Raw genomic sequence first — 16331 nt, forward strand, 5'->3', positions numbered from 1 at the left:
ATAAAAGATAAATTAAAAAAAATAAATACTTTTATTTTATATTTTTTTCTTTCATGAAAAAAAAACTTGTTTTTATTTATATATGTAAAATTAAAAAAAGTAGTCTTAAATCTAACCAATTAGATAAATTTCCAAAAAAAGTAGTATAAATTAAAAAAATATTATAAAAGGTATTTTTTTAGATAAAAATACCATCAAAGATTAAAAAAAGGCAATTTAAAATTTCATTTTTAAAGCTAATTCAATATCTTCAGCTTTAACTGTTTTTCTTCCTGAATGTTCAGCAATTTTCACTGATTCTTCAGCAATTTCATGTCCAATTTCTGCTAAGCACTCTGAAAGTTCAATTTTTGCGTTTTTTGTTGATCTTTGTGCACCAGCATCTGCTAATATTCTTCCCATGGGTGCTAAAGGTAATTTATTCATTTATAAGGACTCCTTTAAATTTTTTTCATATTAAAATATCTGATTTCAAGGCCTATTTAATAAATAGGAACTAATATGATATTAAATTATATTAATATTAAATTATTTAAAGCTTTTTATTTTAAATCAAAAAAATTATATATCAAATAAGACATTAAAACAAAGTATTATTTATAATATTAAAATTAATCAAATAATACTTATTTTAAAGATAAAATAAAGCTAATTGATTTTAATTGAAATTTTTAAAGTTTTAAGATATTATTTAATTTATTTTTAAAAATTAAATAGTTAGAATAACATAAATAGTATATATTAATAAATCATTTTTTATCAACTACTATTTTATTTTTCTTATAGATCGATAAAATTAATGATTTAAATAAAAAGAAGAACTTTTAATATTATTTTAATAATGAAACACAAATAGGGGTTATTTTTTGAGTCGAATTGCAATATTAGATAAAAGTAAATGTCAACCAAAAAAATGTAACTACATGTGTATAGAATACTGTCCAGGAGTAAGGATGGAAGAAGACACAATAGTTATAAGTGAAGATAAAAAACCAGTAATATCAGAAGAATTATGTCAAGGATGCGGAATCTGTGTAAATAGGTGTGTATTTAATGCAATAAACATCATCAACTTACCAGAACAATTAGATGAAGAACCAATACATAGATATGGACAAAATAGTTTTGAATTATTTGGTATGCCAAAAATAGAAGAATCATCAGTAGTAGGACTTCTAGGACCAAATGGTATAGGAAAATCAACAATACTAAACATCTTATCAGGACAGATAATACCAAACTTTGGAAGATACGATGAAGAGGCAACATGGGATAATGTAATAGAACACTTTAAAGGATCACAACTTCAAAGCTACTTTAAAAAACTAAGCAATGGAGATGTAAAACTTGCATATAAACCACAAATGGTAGATCTTCTTCCAAAAGTAACACAGGGAAATGTAAAAACACTACTTGAAGGTGTAGATCAAAGAAACAAATACGATGAAGTTGTAGAAAAACTAGAACTTACAAATATTGTAGATCGTGAAATAAAAAATCTATCAGGTGGAGAACTTCAAAGAATAGCAATAGCAGCAGCAGTACTTAAAGATGCAGACTTCTACTACATAGATGAACCTACCTCCTGGCTTGATGTAAAACAAAGACTAAATACAATAGAGGTAATACGTGACCTAACTGAGGAAAAACGTAGTGTACTTGTAATTGAACACGACCTTGCAACAGTAGATGCTATGAGTGACTATGTTCATGTAATGTATGGACAAGAAGGAGGATATGGTGTAGTATCAAATCTTAAAGGTGTACGTGTAGGAATAAATGCATATGTAAAAGGATTCCTAGCAGAAGAAAACATAAGAATACGTGATCAACCAATTAAATTTGAGATAAGACCACCTAACCAGTTAGTTGAATCAGAAATTATAACAGAATATACTGATTTTTCAAAAGAATTTAAAAACTTTAATCTTGAAGTTGAAGGTGGAGAAATACCAGAAAGTCAGGTAATAACAGCATTTGGACCAAATGGTATTGGTAAAACAACATATGCAAAACTTCTTGCAGGAATAGAAAAACCAGATAATGGTGAAATTAAAGAAAAAATAGATATTGGATATAAACCACAATACATACAAACAGACTTTGATGGAACAGTAGAAGATTTCCTCTACATGAATGCTAAAGGATATACAACAAACCTTTTCAGAACTGATATCTTAAAACCATTTGATCTTGACAAAATACTTGATAAACAAGTAAGTAAACTATCAGGTGGGGAACTTCAAAGACTTGCAACAGCTGTAACATTATCTGAAGATGCTGATGTATATCTTCTTGATGAACCTACAGCATTCCTTGATGTAGAACAAAGACTTAAAGTTGCAAAGGCAATAAAACATATCGTAACACGTGATGATAAAGCAGCAATTATTATTGACCACGATATTGTATTTATTGACTATGTATCAGATCGTGCAATGGTATTTTATGGACAGTCAGGAGTTGAAGGAAAAGCAACAGCACCAATACATCTTCGTGATGCAATGAACAAATTCCTTAGTGATGTAAAAATAACATTTAGACGTGATAAGGAAACAAACAGACCAAGAGTAAATAAATATGACAGCTTCCTTGATAGGGAACAAAAACAGAAAGGTGAATACTACTACCTTGAAGAAGAACAATAATTTAATATAAAAAAAATAGATTTAATGGGAGAGTTTATATAGATGCATGTAATGATTATACCAACAATGGGATGTCCTGCAAATTGTAGCTACTGCTGGAGTTCTGAGCAAACATCACAGATAATGACAAAAGATACAGTTGATGATATAATAAATTGGCTTAAGAATTTTAAAAGTGAACCAACAACATTTACATTTCATGGAGGAGAACCATTACTTGCAGGATATGAATTCTATGAATATGCACTAGGGGCAATTGCAGATGAGTTAAGTGATCTATATCCTGCATATGCAATACAGACAAATTTATGGTTGATGGATGAAAAAATAGCAAAGCTTTTTAAGAAATATGACATTCCAGTGGGAAGTAGTCTTGATGGACCTCGCCGGTTTAATGATATTCAAAGAGGAGTTGACTACTATGATAAGACCATGCATGGATATGAAATAGCAAAAGAAAATGGATTAAATGTAAGTTTTATTAGTACATTTACAAATTTCTCAATAAAACATAAAGAGGAAATATTTAATTTCTTTAAAGATAATCATCTTAACATGAAGATCCACCCAGCATTAAGTTCAATAAAAAGTCATAAGAGTGATAATTTTGCACTTGATCCTGAAGATTATGGGGAGTTAATGCTTTACTTGCTTGATGAATACCTGGATATTGCAGATACTGTTGAGCTTAAAAATATTGATCATCTCTGCAAGGGAGTATTAAGAAAAAAGGGATGTGTATGTACATATGTAGATTGTATGGATTCAACCTTTGCAATAGGACCTGATGGAAGTATCTATCCATGCTATCGTTTTGTTGACATGCCAGATTTTAAAATAGGACACATATCAGATGCTCCATCATATGAAGAGCTTATGGACAGTAAAGCTGAAAAACTACTCAAACAATACAAGGAATTTGTAGATGAAAAGTGTCATGACTGCAAACACATAGACTACTGTCGTGGAGGATGTCCATACAATGCACTTGTAATGGATGAAAAACACCAGGTAAGCTGTGTAGATCCACACTGTACTGCATATAAGATGATCTTTGATAAGATTGATGAGCTTATGAATCAAAAACTAAACTTTGCATTTGATGAACTAAATGATGTAATAGAAAAAGATTTCAACTTCACATTAAATGTAGGATTTGAAAACAAGCCAAAAGAAGACACAAAGAAATTCACAGTAATGGATATAGCACTAAAAGACTAAAAAAAATAACCTTTATATATAATCTCCCTATTTTTATCCCCTTTTTTTGAAATATTTCACAAATACAGTTGTTCGTATTTAATAATACTACTTTTAAGTTATTAATACATTAAAAATAGATATATATAATAGTATAACATATTAATTATACATTATTTTAAGCATTTAAAATAAAATAATTAAAATAAATAAGAATTTAATAATTTAAGAGGATAATTATGAAAAATAATACTAATAATAAGTTAATTTCATTCATTATTATTCTACTGTTTTTTATAACAATAATATGTGCAGTAAATGCAACAGATAATGTAGATGATACAACAATATACACATATAGTGAAGATAGTACACATCAATTATCACAACCTGACATAACAACTGCAAATAAAGATAAAAAAAGTAGTGATAGTAAGATAAATACAAACCAAAAACAAACAAAACAAGCAATAGATGTAAATAACTATGAAGAACTCTACAATAAAATAGAAGACATCAAGGCAAACTCAACAAACAATGAGGAAACAATAAATCTAAACCCAGGAAACTACGATATAACAAAAACAATAAACTGGATGAATACAAAAACAACAAAAACACTCACAATCAATGGAAACAAACAAACACTAGATGGACAAGGACAATACCAATTTATAATAATTCAACAAATGGATCAGTGATAAATAATAAAGGAACAGTTAAAATTGAAAACTCAAATTTTAACACAAACAATGCAACACGTGGAGCAGTAAACTACAATGATGCTGGTAATCTGACAATTAATTCATCAAACTTCACAGATAACTATGCAACAGAAAATGGTGGAGTAAACTATAATAGTAATGGTAATTTAATTATTGAAAATTCAAACTTCAATGATAATGTAGCAGATTTTGGTGGTGGAGTAAATACCAACTATCTTGGAAATGTATCAATAATAAAATCATACATAACAGGCAGTGCATCAAATTCAGGTGGAGTTAACAATAATCTATTTGGTATTTTAAAAATTATTGACTCAAATATCACATCAACTTTTTCAACACATAATGGTGGAATAAATTATAACAATAATGGTACTTTAATTATTGAAAATTCAAATTTCATAGACAATAATGCTACAGGATGTGGTGGAGTAAACTATAATGAAGCAGGTATTATATCAATAAATAATTCAAACTTTACAGATAATAATGCTACAGAATTTGGTGGAGTAAATTATAATACTGATGGTAACATTACAATAAACAACTCAAACTTCAATAAAAACAATGCAAATTGTAGTGGAGTAAATTGTAATGTTCTTGGAAATACTGTGATTGAAAATTCAAACTTCTCAGATAATACTGCTACCTATGGTGGAGTAAATTGTAATGAAATGGGTAATTTAAGTATTGAAAATTCAAATTTTAATTGTAACAATGCAACAGTAGGAGGTATAAATTATAACCAAAATGGTGCTACTTTAACAATAAGAAATTCCAATTTCACATCTAATACTGCAGAAGATTCAGGTGCAATAAATTATAATTCATATGGTAATTTAACAATATATACTTCAAGTTTTTCACATAATACTGCTATGTATGGGGCTGTAAATTATAACAATAATGGTATTACAACAATAGATAACTCAAACTTTACAAATAACAATGCAACAGATGGAGCAGTAAACTATAACAAAGCTAATATGACAATTACAAATTCAAACTTCAACACAAATAAAGCATCAGCTAATGGTGGTGTGAATTATAACTATGCAAATGCTACTTTAGCAATTGTATCTTCAAACTTCACAAGCAATAATGCAAAACGTGGAGGAGTAAATCTTAACAATGGAACTTTAACAATTACCACATCAAACTTCAACAATAACAATGCAAGTTCAGGTGGTGTAAATTATAACTATGCAAATGCTACATTAACAATAAACATATCAAGCTTTACATCAAATACTGCAACAAGTGGTGGAGTAAACTATAACAATAAAGGTAATATAACAATAGATACTTCAATCTTCACCTTAAATAATGCAAAAAGTGGTGGAGTAAACTATAACTATGGAAGTAATTTAACAATTAATAATTCAGGCTTCACAAATAACTCAGCAGATGCTAATGGTGGTGTAAATTATAACCAAAATAGTAATCTTATAATTGTATCTTCAAACTTCACAAGCAATAATGCAGTATATGGTGGAGTAAACTATAATAGAAATAATTTAACAATAGAAAATTCAAATTTCATAACTAACAAGGCAGTATGTGGTGGAGCAAACTATAATGATGGTGCTAACTTAACAATTAACAACTCAAATTTCACAGGCAATGTTGCAACATCAAATGGTGGAGCTATAATATCTTATACTTCATTAAATAGTCTGTTGTATATTGAAAATTCAGTATTTATTAATAATTATGCAAATGATAATTCAGCTATATGGATAAAAGGATTAAATACAACAACAATAAAAATAGCACACTTTCAAATAAACTTAACTCATCAATTAATCCCATAAAACTAACATCTCCACTATTAATAAAAGATCTGGAAAATACTACAGTTGTAAACTTCACATATAATGGTAGTGTAATTAATCAAACAACACCAGATGCAAATAAAACAGTAGCAGTTAATTATACATTTAAAGATGTAGGAGTTAAAACAGTAAATATTAACTATCCAATACTTATGGGAAATAATATAACTCTCACAGTTGATGTGCTTAAAGATAATGTTAGCATGGAAATTATGAATATTAATGAAACTAAATCTGCAGGAAAACTTAATGTTGAAGTATTTATTAAAGATAGTAAAAATAACACTGTAAATGATGGATTCATAATATTTAAAATCAATGGAAAAACCATAAAAGAACAATATAATAGTAGTAAAACACTTAAAGTTGCAGTGGTAGATGGATGTGCAAAACTTAGCTATAATCTATATAACTTTGATAATAAAACTGTACTTGGATGTGGAGTATATAATCTTGAAGTTAAATATATAAGTGAAAACTATAATACACAAAGTGCAAATAAGACTTTAAATCTAGTGAAAACAAAACTTGGTGACAACCAACTAGGTCCTATTAGAGTTAAAGTAAATGAAAATGCTAAAATTAAGATGACATTAACTGATGAATTTGGAAACTTCCTTAAAGGTGAAAACACTGTAATTATCAGAATTAATGGAAGAACACAAATAAGGCAGGAAATTAAAAATGGAAAACTCGATGTCATATTAGATACAGCTAATTTCTCAGCAAAAAAATACACAATAAACATGGCAATATCATCAAATAATAGATATGAAGATGTATATAGAATTCCAACAACACTAACAATCATAAAAAGAAATGCAATATTAAACATTGATAATACAACAACACATACAAATGGGAAAACTACCAATACATGCAACAGTGAAAGATACAGATGGAACTCTTCTTAATGGATCTGTAACACTTAAAATTAATGGTGTTGTGCAAAAAGATGCAAGTGGAAATGTTATTAAATTTGATGTTACAGATGGCATAGTAGATGGTATATATCAACTTCCAGCAATGAGTGCTAAAAACTATACACTATCACTTATGTATGTAAATAGTAAATATTCAACACAGGCAAATTCAACACTCATATTAACAAAAACAGACATTGAAGATCTTGACATTAAAGAAGTAGTAACACAAAAAGGTGATGATACAACAATAAAAACACAGATAAAAGACATAACAGAAAAACCATTAGTTGGAACTACAAAGGTAGTAATTAAGATAAATGGTAAAAAGGTAAATTCAACAACAATAAGCAGTGGAATGGTAGATGATAAAATAACAACAATAATAAACAATGGCATACTTGACACAACAATCGATACACACAACATGAAAGAGGGAAACTATAATATGACAATAATACTTGGTGAAAACAGCTACTACAACTCAAAAACTGTGATGATACCACTTATAATAAAGTAAATAGAACATTATAGTTTTTTTTCGTATCTCATCTCCCCCTTTCTTCTCTTTTTTTTATATAAATTTTTTAAAAATATAATTCTAATTACAAACATATAAATATATTATAAAAAGAAGAATTCTAATTTATTTTCAATCATGGAATTTTTCACAATATAGGAGTTTTATTTTATATGACTAACAAATATAAGGAGTTTATATGTAATAATAAATCAAATATTTTATATGTTTTCATATTATTATCTATACTACTTTTAATAACTATTCCTAAATTACTTATGCAATACCATGTAGGAGTTGCAAATTGGGATAGTTTTCTATATCTTGAAAATGGTCGTAACTTCGCAAAGATGGGATGGGGTGATGTTCCAAGTATTGCTCCAGTATTTCCTATGATGATTGCTAAGTTATTTTTACTTGCAGGACATACATATTCAGAGGCAATATTTAATCTTGATGCACTCTTTTATATCATAGGTGTTATTGGTGTATATCTTATTTTAAGATTTAAGTTTTCAAATCTAACATCACTTCTTGGAAGTATGATCTATGCCACATTTACACTTCTCTATTCATGGGCAGCAATTGGTGGTAATGATATTATAGGAACAACAGGTACAATACTTACAATTTACCTACTACTAAAGGCAGCTGGTGGTAATTCTAAGTTTTACTATTTGATGTTTCCTATTGCAGCTTATTCATTTCTTTCAAGATATACAGCAGGTGTAATGCTTTTTGCAATAATATTTTATATCCTCGTAAATAAGCTTGATATGGCAAAGATTAAGGATATTATAGTTGGAGCAGTTATTGGAGTAGTAAGTATAGTATGGTTTTTAAATCAGTTTAATAAAACACTTGGTACACCATTTCCATTTCTTGGACAATTTAGTGGTACAGTATCAAATGTTAAGGTGATGGATGCAGGATTTCTACCAGATTCATGGTATTATATAAATCATATACCAAACTATCTTGCAAGTACAATACCACGTGGTGCAACATTTAATGCACTTATAAATCCAATGGGAAATATTCCAACAATACTATCAACACTTTACATTATACTTATGGTGGCAGGAATTGCAGCTGTATTTTACAAGATTATCAAAACTGTATATACATCAGATATTAAATTTGCAACAAAGAAAAATATCACATTAACAATTCTTGCAGCTGTATTGTTTATTGTATGTTTTATAACAATATGTGGTGTATCATATCTTATGTCATCTATTATATTCATGGTTGCACTTTTAATATTATACTATGTTCTTAGAGGCTATGATATTAAATATCTTGACTATGATTTTATGATGATACTACTGTTGTTTGTATATGTGGTTTTCCAGTCTGTAATTTATACAAAAAATGACAGATACTTCATAACAGCACTTCCATTTATTGCATATTTCATAATTAATGCTATTAGTTGTATTTATGAATTTATAGATTCAAAAATATCTCTAAAACCTAAAATATCAACAATCATATCTATATGTGCTGTTATATTTTTAGTAGTTAATGCACTTTCATTTACACAAAGTATACCAACTGAAAATCAGTACTCAGATATTGATGATGCATGTAACTGGTTTAATGAAAATCATGGCAATTATAACAATTCAACAATTATATATTCAGATAACTGGCCTGCTGTTACATGGTATCTTAACTTATATATTCAAAGAGGAGTACCAGAATCAGACACACCAGATGGACTTGCCGAGTTTTCAAAGTTTATGTTATGTGAAAATTCAACACATAGTGCAGCATCATACTATATTCAGACAACAAATACAGATAAAAATATGACTTTTCCTGGATTTTCAAAGATCTATGAAAAAGGAACTGTTGCAATCTATCAAAATAACTACCTAGAAGATCATAATCAGTCACAATTTAGAAGTAGTGAATATAGAAACTATACAGATAACTTATTTAGCAATATGACAGAGGAGAAATAATAAATGTTTGAAAAACTAAATACTAAGAAAAATATGCTAGCTGTTGTTTTTGTATGTTCTGTCATATATACATCAATTCTTGTATGTATGCAAAATATTATTGGTGTTAATTACTGGGATATATTTGTATATCTTCAAAATGCAATGTTATTTTCAAATATTAATATTGGAAGTCAACTTGCACTTCCACCAGTACTTTCTCTTCTTGTTGCAATACCATTTAGAATGGGATTTATATCAGAGTTAAGTTTGTTTTGTGTTTCAGGATTGCTTTTTATTGCACTTCTTGTTGGAATATACCTGCTTTTCATAAGACGATATACACCTTTTATATCATTTATGGGAAGTATGTTTTTTGGAATGCTTTCTGTTGTTGTAACATGGGCTGTTAGTGGTTCATGTGATCTTCCAGCATTATCATTTGCAATATGGGCAATACTTTTTACAATCTATGCACTTGACTATGATTTTAAATACTTCTATGTTGCATTTATATGCTTTATATGTGCATTTTTCACACGTTATACTGAAGGATTTATCTTATTTGTAATTCTTAGATATTTTGTTATGAATATTGATAAATTTAAAAAACAGGCAACAAAGAAGAAGGTTATAAAGTTAGTGGCTTTCATGCTTTTATGTGGTGGTGTTATTGCTGCTGCATATCTTATAAATCAGGGAAGAATTCCATTTATTAGCCAGTTTATTGAGGTGTCAAAAAGTAGTCAGGTATCAAGTGTAAATATTGGATATGATCCAAATCCATTGTATTATATCCAGAATATGCCACAGCTTTTAACATCAATGTATGTATCATCTACATATGATGCTACACTAACTTGTGTATCTAATATGCCAACAATTCTTTCATATGTTATCATGGCACTTGCAGCTGTAGGTGTTGTATCTGTATTTTATCCACTCTTTAAAGATAGATGTGAATTTAGCAGATCTGATAAAATCATTATAGCAATATGTACACTTTTAGCTATTGTATGTATAATTTCATACACTCATGTATCTTATATAATATCAGAAGTACTTTTCCTTGCAGTAGTGATCTTATTATGTAAGAAGTTTCGAAGTAAATTTAATGATATGGATATATCTATGTTTATATTAATGGGAGTTTTCATAATAATGCATTCCTATCATCCAGTAAAAGTTGACAGATACATAATGGCAGTATTCATACCTGTAGTATACTTCATGATAAAAACAATAGTTGAAATACCAAAACTAAACATAAAAAATGCAACAAAAATAATAGCAGTACTACTAATAATATTAACACTAATAAATACAAGCTACATCACATCACTAGCACATCCAAATGAACATACAACAGATGAAAAAGATGCAGCAAACTGGCTTCAAAACTACGATGAAAACTACACACAACACAACATATCATCAGATCGAGGAGTAGCATTTAGCTGGTATCTAAAAAAATACACATACACAACAATACCAAGGGTAGTTGAGGCAAACAACGACTCATTTAATGAGACATTAAATTCAATAAATGCAACATACTACATAGATTCAACATCAAACCTAACACATATAGATGGATATCATGAAATATATTCAAGTAACTCAACACAGATAAATAAGATAAAAATATATGAAAAAAATTAAAATATAAAAAAAAGGGAATAATTTGCAATGTATAGTAAAGATGAAATAATAGAAAAAATAACACAAATAAGACAACAAATCAACCATGAACAAGTTGATGTAGAAATAAAAGACATACAATATAAAGACGATGAACTTACAATAATAACACCAGATAGACCAGAAAAATCAATAGTAATAGGAAAAGGTGGATGGGTAGTAGGAAAACTTAAAGAAGATCTTGGCGTTAAATCTGTCCATGTAGTATCATATACAGATATAATGCTTAAAGAATATCAGATGAATCTATCACTAAAACATCTAAAAAAGATGATGCAAAACGGCACAATAGATGATAAATACATGGAAGTATTTGAAAATATCTATGAACTACTCACACTTAAAGCACAAAGAGCATATGACAATACCATAGTTGCAAATTACATAAAAGAAAACATAGACAGAAAACCAGTAGATGGAGCAGACGTTGTAGTTGCATTATCTGGTGGTGTTGATAGTAGTTTTTCAACTCTTCTTTCAAAAGCTGTAGGATTTAATATACATCCAATGACAGTAGATCCAGGAACAATAGTACTGCCAAAACAATTCCATCGTAACATTGATAATTTAGTTGAAAAAATAGGCATAAAACATGAATACCTGAAAACTGACATGTCAGATATAATAAATGATGCACTATCAGGTAAAATACATCCATGTGGACGTTGTTCATCACACATTGAAGATGTAATAACACAAAAAACACGTGATCTAAATATATCATGTATGATCTATGGAGATCTACTATCTACAGGTTCACAATCTGTAGTAAAAAAAGATTCTCTAATGAGAATAAATCTACCAGCACTCTTTAGAATGGAGAAAACTGAGATTAAAAATGTAATCATCAACTATGATGTTAAAAAAATAAAAGGATATGGATGTCCACTTATTGTTGAAGTTCATAAGAATCATCCACAATACAGGTCATTTTCAATACAAAGAGTTCTACGTGAAACACGTGCTGGTATACTAGAACCTGGTGAAGCTCTAGATTTAATTAGAACTATTTAATTAATTCAAGAACACCATATGCTATAAGTATAAGACCTATAATGTATGCAGCTAAGTTTGGATAAATTAATATAAGCAATCCTAAAATTACAAGGATTGTATATCCATATCTTTCAAGATTTGTCAAAACATCCACTCCCAAATTTTCCCTTTTTTTTATTCATTTAAGAATTTTTCCATGTTATCTATTGCATCACGTACAGCAGATGGTGCACATCCACCTTTTACTGTTCTTGATTTTACATTTAATGCAGGATCAAGTGCTTGACGTATAAGATCCTCACCAAGTTCTATAGGTTCACCAAGAATTTCCTCAGACACTTTATTTACAAATTCATTATCAATATCTTCTGTTGTAATACCTTTCTCTATTGAATCTGATACAATTTTTCCAACAATTGTATGTGCACTTCTAAATGGAAGATTTTTTTCACGTACCATAATATCTGCTAGTTCTGTTGCTGTTGCAAAGTTTGCAGATGCAAGCTGTTTTGTTCTTTCTTTATTAATTGTAAGTGTTGCAACCATACCATGTACAATTTTAAGAATATCATTAGTATTATCTACTGTATTCCATAGATGTGGTGTAAGTTCTTGTAAGTCACGGTTGTAGCTGTGAGGTATTGCTTTAAGCATACTTAGTATTGTCATAAGTTCTCCATATGCTACTGTACTTTTTCCACGTGCAAGTTCTGCAATATCAGGGTTTTTCTTTTGTGGCATAATTGATGATGTAGATGAATATGCATTTGAACATTCAACCATTCTAAATTCATAACTACTCCATATTACAATTTCATCTGCTATTTTTCCAAGTGTTGTTGCAAGCATTGCATAGTCAAATGCTGCTTCTGCAACAAAGTCACGACTACTTACAGAGTCAATTGAGTTATCCATTACTTCACTAAATCCTAATAGCTCTGCTGTTCTTTGACGATTAATTGGAAATCCTGTTGTTGTAAGTGCTGCAGCACCAAGTGGACTTATATCTACACGTTTATATGTATCATAGAATCTTTCACAATCACGTCTTAGTTCATTTGCATATGCCATTAGGTGGTGTGCAAATGTTGTAGGTTGTGCATGTTGAAGGTGTGTGTATGCAATGAAAAGTGTGTCAAGGTTTTCTTTTGCCATTTCAACTATTGTTGTGATAAATTGTTTTATATTTTTGGTTGTATTTTCAATTTCACTTTTTAGTTTAAGACGTATATCTGTACATACCTGGTCATTTCTACTTTTTGCTGTATGCATAAATCCTGCTTCTTTTCCCACAAGATTTGTTACATAGTCTTCAATAGCCATGTGAATATCCTCAAAGCTAGGATCAATATTAAGTGCACTAAGACCTTCACTTTCAAGTTTATTTAATGCATTAATAATTTTAACACCAGCATCTTCTGGAATTATTCCTTCTTCCATAAGCATAGTAGTATGTGCACGGTTAGTTTTTACATCTTCTTCAAAAATTCTCTGATCAAACTCAATAGATGTTGAAAATGCAGCAGCATCATCAGTCATCTTTTCATCAAAACGTCCAGCTCTTAAAAAGTCATCCATAAAAAATCAATTCCTAAAAGTTTTTATTTAATTTAAAAAAATAATTTATATAATTAAAATTCCTAAAAAATGTAATCTAAATTTTTATATTAAAAAAAATAATAATTACTTCATATAAAACTTATATTTCTATTAATCTTTAAATGTTTCTAAAAAAAAGCCATGGAATATATACTAAAATTATAAATAAAATTTTAAAAGTAAAAATAAAAAAGTATTTGGTGGTGAAAAGAAAATTTTTTTTTTGGATTTATGTATTTTTAGATTTGTGTTTATGAATAATTAATAGTTAATAATAAAATCAACTCTTAATATCTAATATTATATTTATAAAATATATTTAATAAACCTTTCCAAAATACAAAATCACTTAAAAAAAAAATTAAATAAAAAATAAACATTAAAACTAATTATGCTTATTCATTTTTCCATTGTGTGTATCCACAACGACCACATGCGTATCTGTCACCGTGATCTGCCATGAAAATACCGTGTGAACATCTTACACATTCAGGATTTTTTCTCACGATTTTACCGTCTTTAACTTCATATAATTCGTATTTTTTTGACATTTAAATAATCTCCCTAATATCTAAGCTTATTCTTCTGCTTCTTCTTCTACTTCTTCAACTTCAGGTTCTTCGTTTTTGCTTATAACAGCTGCTGGTTCGATTTCGTTGAGTTTTTCAACAGAGTCGTAAATTTTTGCAAAACCTTCAGCTTTAGAAACTCCATAACTAGGCTTCATTGTGTCCACCACGAGGAGATCATTAGATGAGTCTTCCATAGCAACAAGTTTGTGTTTTACATCTAATAATTTTGGTGTTCCTTCTTCTGGGTATTCGCATTCAAATTCAATTTCAATCCTATTGAGTAAAGGATTTTCTTTACGATTAATTACATTTATATCCATATTATCACTATTCATTAATTAATTGTTTATAAAAATTTTCAACCTTATCAAAGGCTTCATCAACTTTAAGCATTACAACACCTTCTTTAGGTTGTCCATAAAGAATAAGAGTGTCGCTTGGTGCTTTTAATACGCAAGGTAAAACTGCCAAATCTTCTTCTCCATCTACAATGATAATTATACGATTATCACTACTAGCATTATTTAAAGCATTATCTATTGCTTCATCTAATTCTTCAGTTAAATACCCTGCAGGGTTATTTACATATACTATATTATCTGTATGATCTAAGTTATTTTGTACAGGTTCTCTTTCAATCAAGTTATCAATAATACATATCTGAGGATGCATTTGCATTTCAACAAGATTTCTAGATGTAACATCACCTATACTAATTATAAGCTTATCTTCTGATAATTGTTTTTTTAGTGGATCTTTGATTAAATCAATAGATTTGTGCAACTCACCTAAAGGTTCTTTTAATTCTCCTCTAAGAGATTTTGGTAGTTTTAGCACAGATTATATCTCCCTAAAATTTTTATTTAAATTTATTTACTGACTTTTAATGCATATCTGCCAGGAGTTTCAATATCTACTTCTTTAGCTAACATTGAGTTTTCTGGATCAGTTACAACAATAAGTCCACTCCAATCACTAGATGTTTCTTCCCCACATAAAGGACATTGCTTTTCATATGAGATATATTTACATCTTTGACATGCTCTTTCAGCCGCCATAATAATTCCCTCATTTAACTAGGTTCATACTTCTTCATTAAAATTTTTAAGTTTTTCTTCTTCAATCCATTCGAAACGACCAAGACCTGGCTGTCTCATTGTTAGACCAATTTTACAATCTTTTGTTGAGTTACCTTTCATACTAAGAGCTACAATTCTTGCTCTTACAAAGTTAGTTTCATCAAGAGATTTATCAGTTTCATTTGCAACTAAAGCTCCACGTTTCATATCATATGTAATGTAATCATTTGTGATCTGTGAAACGTGTACAAGTCCATCCATAGGACCAATTCTTACAAATGCACCGAATTCTATAATTTCAATAACTTCTCCATCAACAATTTCATGTAACATAGGTTTATAGAATAATGCATTGAATTTTACATGATAAAATGCTGCTCCATCACCGATAACAACACGTCCCTCATCATGTTCAAGAACATCAGTAACTATTACAAGTATACCAAGATTTTTATCAACTTCTCCAACATATTTCCTATTAAGAATTTCAGCTGCAACTTCATCAAATGGCTGATCAAACATACTAGGTGGAACTCTTACTGTATCTTCAATGGTTACTATTTCGTACACTTTATTAACCTCAG

The 16331-nt window shown here is 28.9% G+C and carries 17 protein-coding genes; 9 read left to right on the forward strand and 8 right to left on the reverse strand.

Features of this window, described 5'->3' with window-relative positions:
* Positions 1-216: 216 nt before the first annotated feature.
* A complete protein-coding gene (locus tag MRZ80_RS00270; RefSeq protein WP_292535074.1) occupies positions 217-426 on the reverse strand; it encodes a histone family protein in 210 nt (69 codons plus the stop codon).
* A 440-nt stretch (positions 427-866) separates the two neighbouring features.
* On the opposite strand from MRZ80_RS00270, the gene MRZ80_RS00275 reads away from it, so the two are divergent.
* From MRZ80_RS00275 to MRZ80_RS00315, 9 genes are all read left to right on the forward strand, one after another.
* Positions 867-2648, forward strand: coding sequence for a ribosome biogenesis/translation initiation ATPase RLI (locus tag MRZ80_RS00275; protein ID WP_292535076.1), 1782 nt, complete (start codon positions 867-869; stop codon positions 2646-2648).
* A gap of 42 nt (positions 2649-2690) precedes the next feature.
* Entirely contained in the window at positions 2691-3869 is a 1179-nt protein-coding gene (locus MRZ80_RS00280) for a TIGR04083 family peptide-modifying radical SAM enzyme (RefSeq protein WP_292535078.1), read from the forward strand.
* Between the two features lie 218 nt (positions 3870-4087).
* Positions 4088-4549, forward strand: a complete 462-nt coding sequence (locus MRZ80_RS00285) for a hypothetical protein (RefSeq protein WP_292535080.1) — start codon at positions 4088-4090, stop codon at positions 4547-4549.
* Positions 4546-6387 (forward strand): hypothetical protein, encoded by a 1842-nt coding sequence (locus tag MRZ80_RS00290; RefSeq protein ID WP_292535082.1) that lies wholly within the window; start codon positions 4546-4548, stop codon positions 6385-6387. The genes MRZ80_RS00285 and MRZ80_RS00290 overlap by 4 nt, the downstream gene beginning before the upstream one ends.
* Positions 6309-7322, forward strand: coding sequence for a hypothetical protein (locus tag MRZ80_RS00295; RefSeq protein WP_292535084.1), 1014 nt, complete (start codon positions 6309-6311; stop codon positions 7320-7322). Before MRZ80_RS00290 ends, MRZ80_RS00295 begins: the two co-directional genes overlap by 79 nt.
* Positions 7243-7851 (forward strand): hypothetical protein, encoded by a 609-nt coding sequence (locus MRZ80_RS00300; protein ID WP_292535085.1) that lies wholly within the window; start codon positions 7243-7245, stop codon positions 7849-7851. Before MRZ80_RS00295 ends, MRZ80_RS00300 begins: the two co-directional genes overlap by 80 nt.
* Before the next feature lie 173 nt (positions 7852-8024).
* Positions 8025-9821, forward strand: coding sequence for a glycosyltransferase family 39 protein (locus MRZ80_RS00305; protein WP_292535086.1), 1797 nt, complete (start codon positions 8025-8027; stop codon positions 9819-9821).
* Positions 9822-9824: 3 nt separating this feature from the next.
* A complete protein-coding gene (locus MRZ80_RS00310; protein ID WP_292535088.1) occupies positions 9825-11462 on the forward strand; it encodes a glycosyltransferase family 39 protein in 1638 nt (545 codons plus the stop codon).
* Positions 11463-11489: 27 nt separating this feature from the next.
* The gene (locus MRZ80_RS00315; RefSeq protein WP_292535089.1) at positions 11490-12515 is read left to right on the forward strand and encodes an ATPase; all 1026 of its coding nucleotides are present in this window, start codon (positions 11490-11492) and stop codon (positions 12513-12515) included.
* Here MRZ80_RS00315 and MRZ80_RS00320 read toward each other — a convergent pair.
* The 7 genes from MRZ80_RS00320 to MRZ80_RS00350 form a co-directional block, all read right to left on the reverse strand.
* Positions 12508-12642: a hypothetical protein gene (locus tag MRZ80_RS00320; RefSeq protein WP_292535090.1), complete on the reverse strand. Its 135-nt coding sequence runs from the start codon at positions 12640-12642 to the stop codon at positions 12508-12510. The genes MRZ80_RS00315 and MRZ80_RS00320 overlap by 8 nt on opposite strands.
* A 29-nt stretch (positions 12643-12671) precedes the next feature.
* A complete protein-coding gene (gene argH, locus MRZ80_RS00325; RefSeq protein ID WP_292535091.1) occupies positions 12672-14075 on the reverse strand; it encodes an argininosuccinate lyase in 1404 nt (467 codons plus the stop codon).
* Between the two features lie 416 nt (positions 14076-14491).
* Complete coding sequence (locus MRZ80_RS00330) at positions 14492-14647, reverse strand: 30S ribosomal protein S27ae (protein ID WP_011406218.1); 156 nt, start codon at positions 14645-14647, stop codon at positions 14492-14494.
* Positions 14648-14673: 26 nt separating this feature from the next.
* Entirely contained in the window at positions 14674-14988 is a 315-nt protein-coding gene (locus MRZ80_RS00335) for a 30S ribosomal protein S24e (protein WP_292535095.1), read from the reverse strand.
* A gap of 7 nt (positions 14989-14995) precedes the next feature.
* Positions 14996-15505, reverse strand: a complete 510-nt coding sequence (locus tag MRZ80_RS00340; RefSeq protein ID WP_292535097.1) for a DUF359 domain-containing protein — start codon at positions 15503-15505, stop codon at positions 14996-14998.
* A gap of 32 nt (positions 15506-15537) precedes the next feature.
* Positions 15538-15726, reverse strand: coding sequence for a transcription elongation factor subunit Spt4 (gene spt4, locus MRZ80_RS00345; RefSeq protein ID WP_292535099.1), 189 nt, complete (start codon positions 15724-15726; stop codon positions 15538-15540).
* Positions 15727-15750: 24 nt separating this feature from the next.
* Positions 15751-16308, reverse strand: coding sequence for a DNA-directed RNA polymerase (locus MRZ80_RS00350; RefSeq protein WP_292535215.1), 558 nt, complete (start codon positions 16306-16308; stop codon positions 15751-15753).
* Between the last annotated feature and the right edge of the window lie 23 nt (positions 16309-16331).

The sequence above is a fragment of the Methanosphaera sp. genome, assembly GCF_022768985.1.
Taxonomy (GTDB): Archaea; Methanobacteriota; Methanobacteria; order Methanobacteriales; family Methanobacteriaceae; genus Methanosphaera.

Bases quoted from the DNA above. Each gene is read 5' to 3' on its own strand.
- MRZ80_RS00270 (WP_292535074.1), bottom strand. From the start codon at position 426: ATGAATAAATTACCTTTAGCACCCATGGGAAGAATATTAGCAGATGCT.
- MRZ80_RS00280 (WP_292535078.1), top strand. From the start codon at position 2,691: ATGCATGTAATGATTATACCAACAATGGGATGTCCTGCAAATTGTAGC.
- MRZ80_RS00285 (WP_292535080.1), top strand. From the start codon at position 4,088: ATGAAAAATAATACTAATAATAAGTTAATTTCATTCATTATTATTCTA.
- MRZ80_RS00295 (WP_292535084.1), top strand. From the start codon at position 6,309: ATGGATAAAAGGATTAAATACAACAACAATAAAAATAGCACACTTTCA.
- MRZ80_RS00305 (WP_292535086.1), top strand. From the start codon at position 8,025: ATGACTAACAAATATAAGGAGTTTATATGTAATAATAAATCAAATATT.
- MRZ80_RS00310 (WP_292535088.1), top strand. From the start codon at position 9,825: ATGTTTGAAAAACTAAATACTAAGAAAAATATGCTAGCTGTTGTTTTT.
- MRZ80_RS00315 (WP_292535089.1), top strand. From the start codon at position 11,490: ATGTATAGTAAAGATGAAATAATAGAAAAAATAACACAAATAAGACAA.
- argH (WP_292535091.1), bottom strand. From the start codon at position 14,075: ATGGATGACTTTTTAAGAGCTGGACGTTTTGATGAAAAGATGACTGAT.
- MRZ80_RS00330 (WP_011406218.1), bottom strand. From the start codon at position 14,647: ATGTCAAAAAAATACGAATTATATGAAGTTAAAGACGGTAAAATCGTG.
- MRZ80_RS00335 (WP_292535095.1), bottom strand. From the start codon at position 14,988: ATGGATATAAATGTAATTAATCGTAAAGAAAATCCTTTACTCAATAGG.
- spt4 (WP_292535099.1), bottom strand. From the start codon at position 15,726: ATGGCGGCTGAAAGAGCATGTCAAAGATGTAAATATATCTCATATGAA.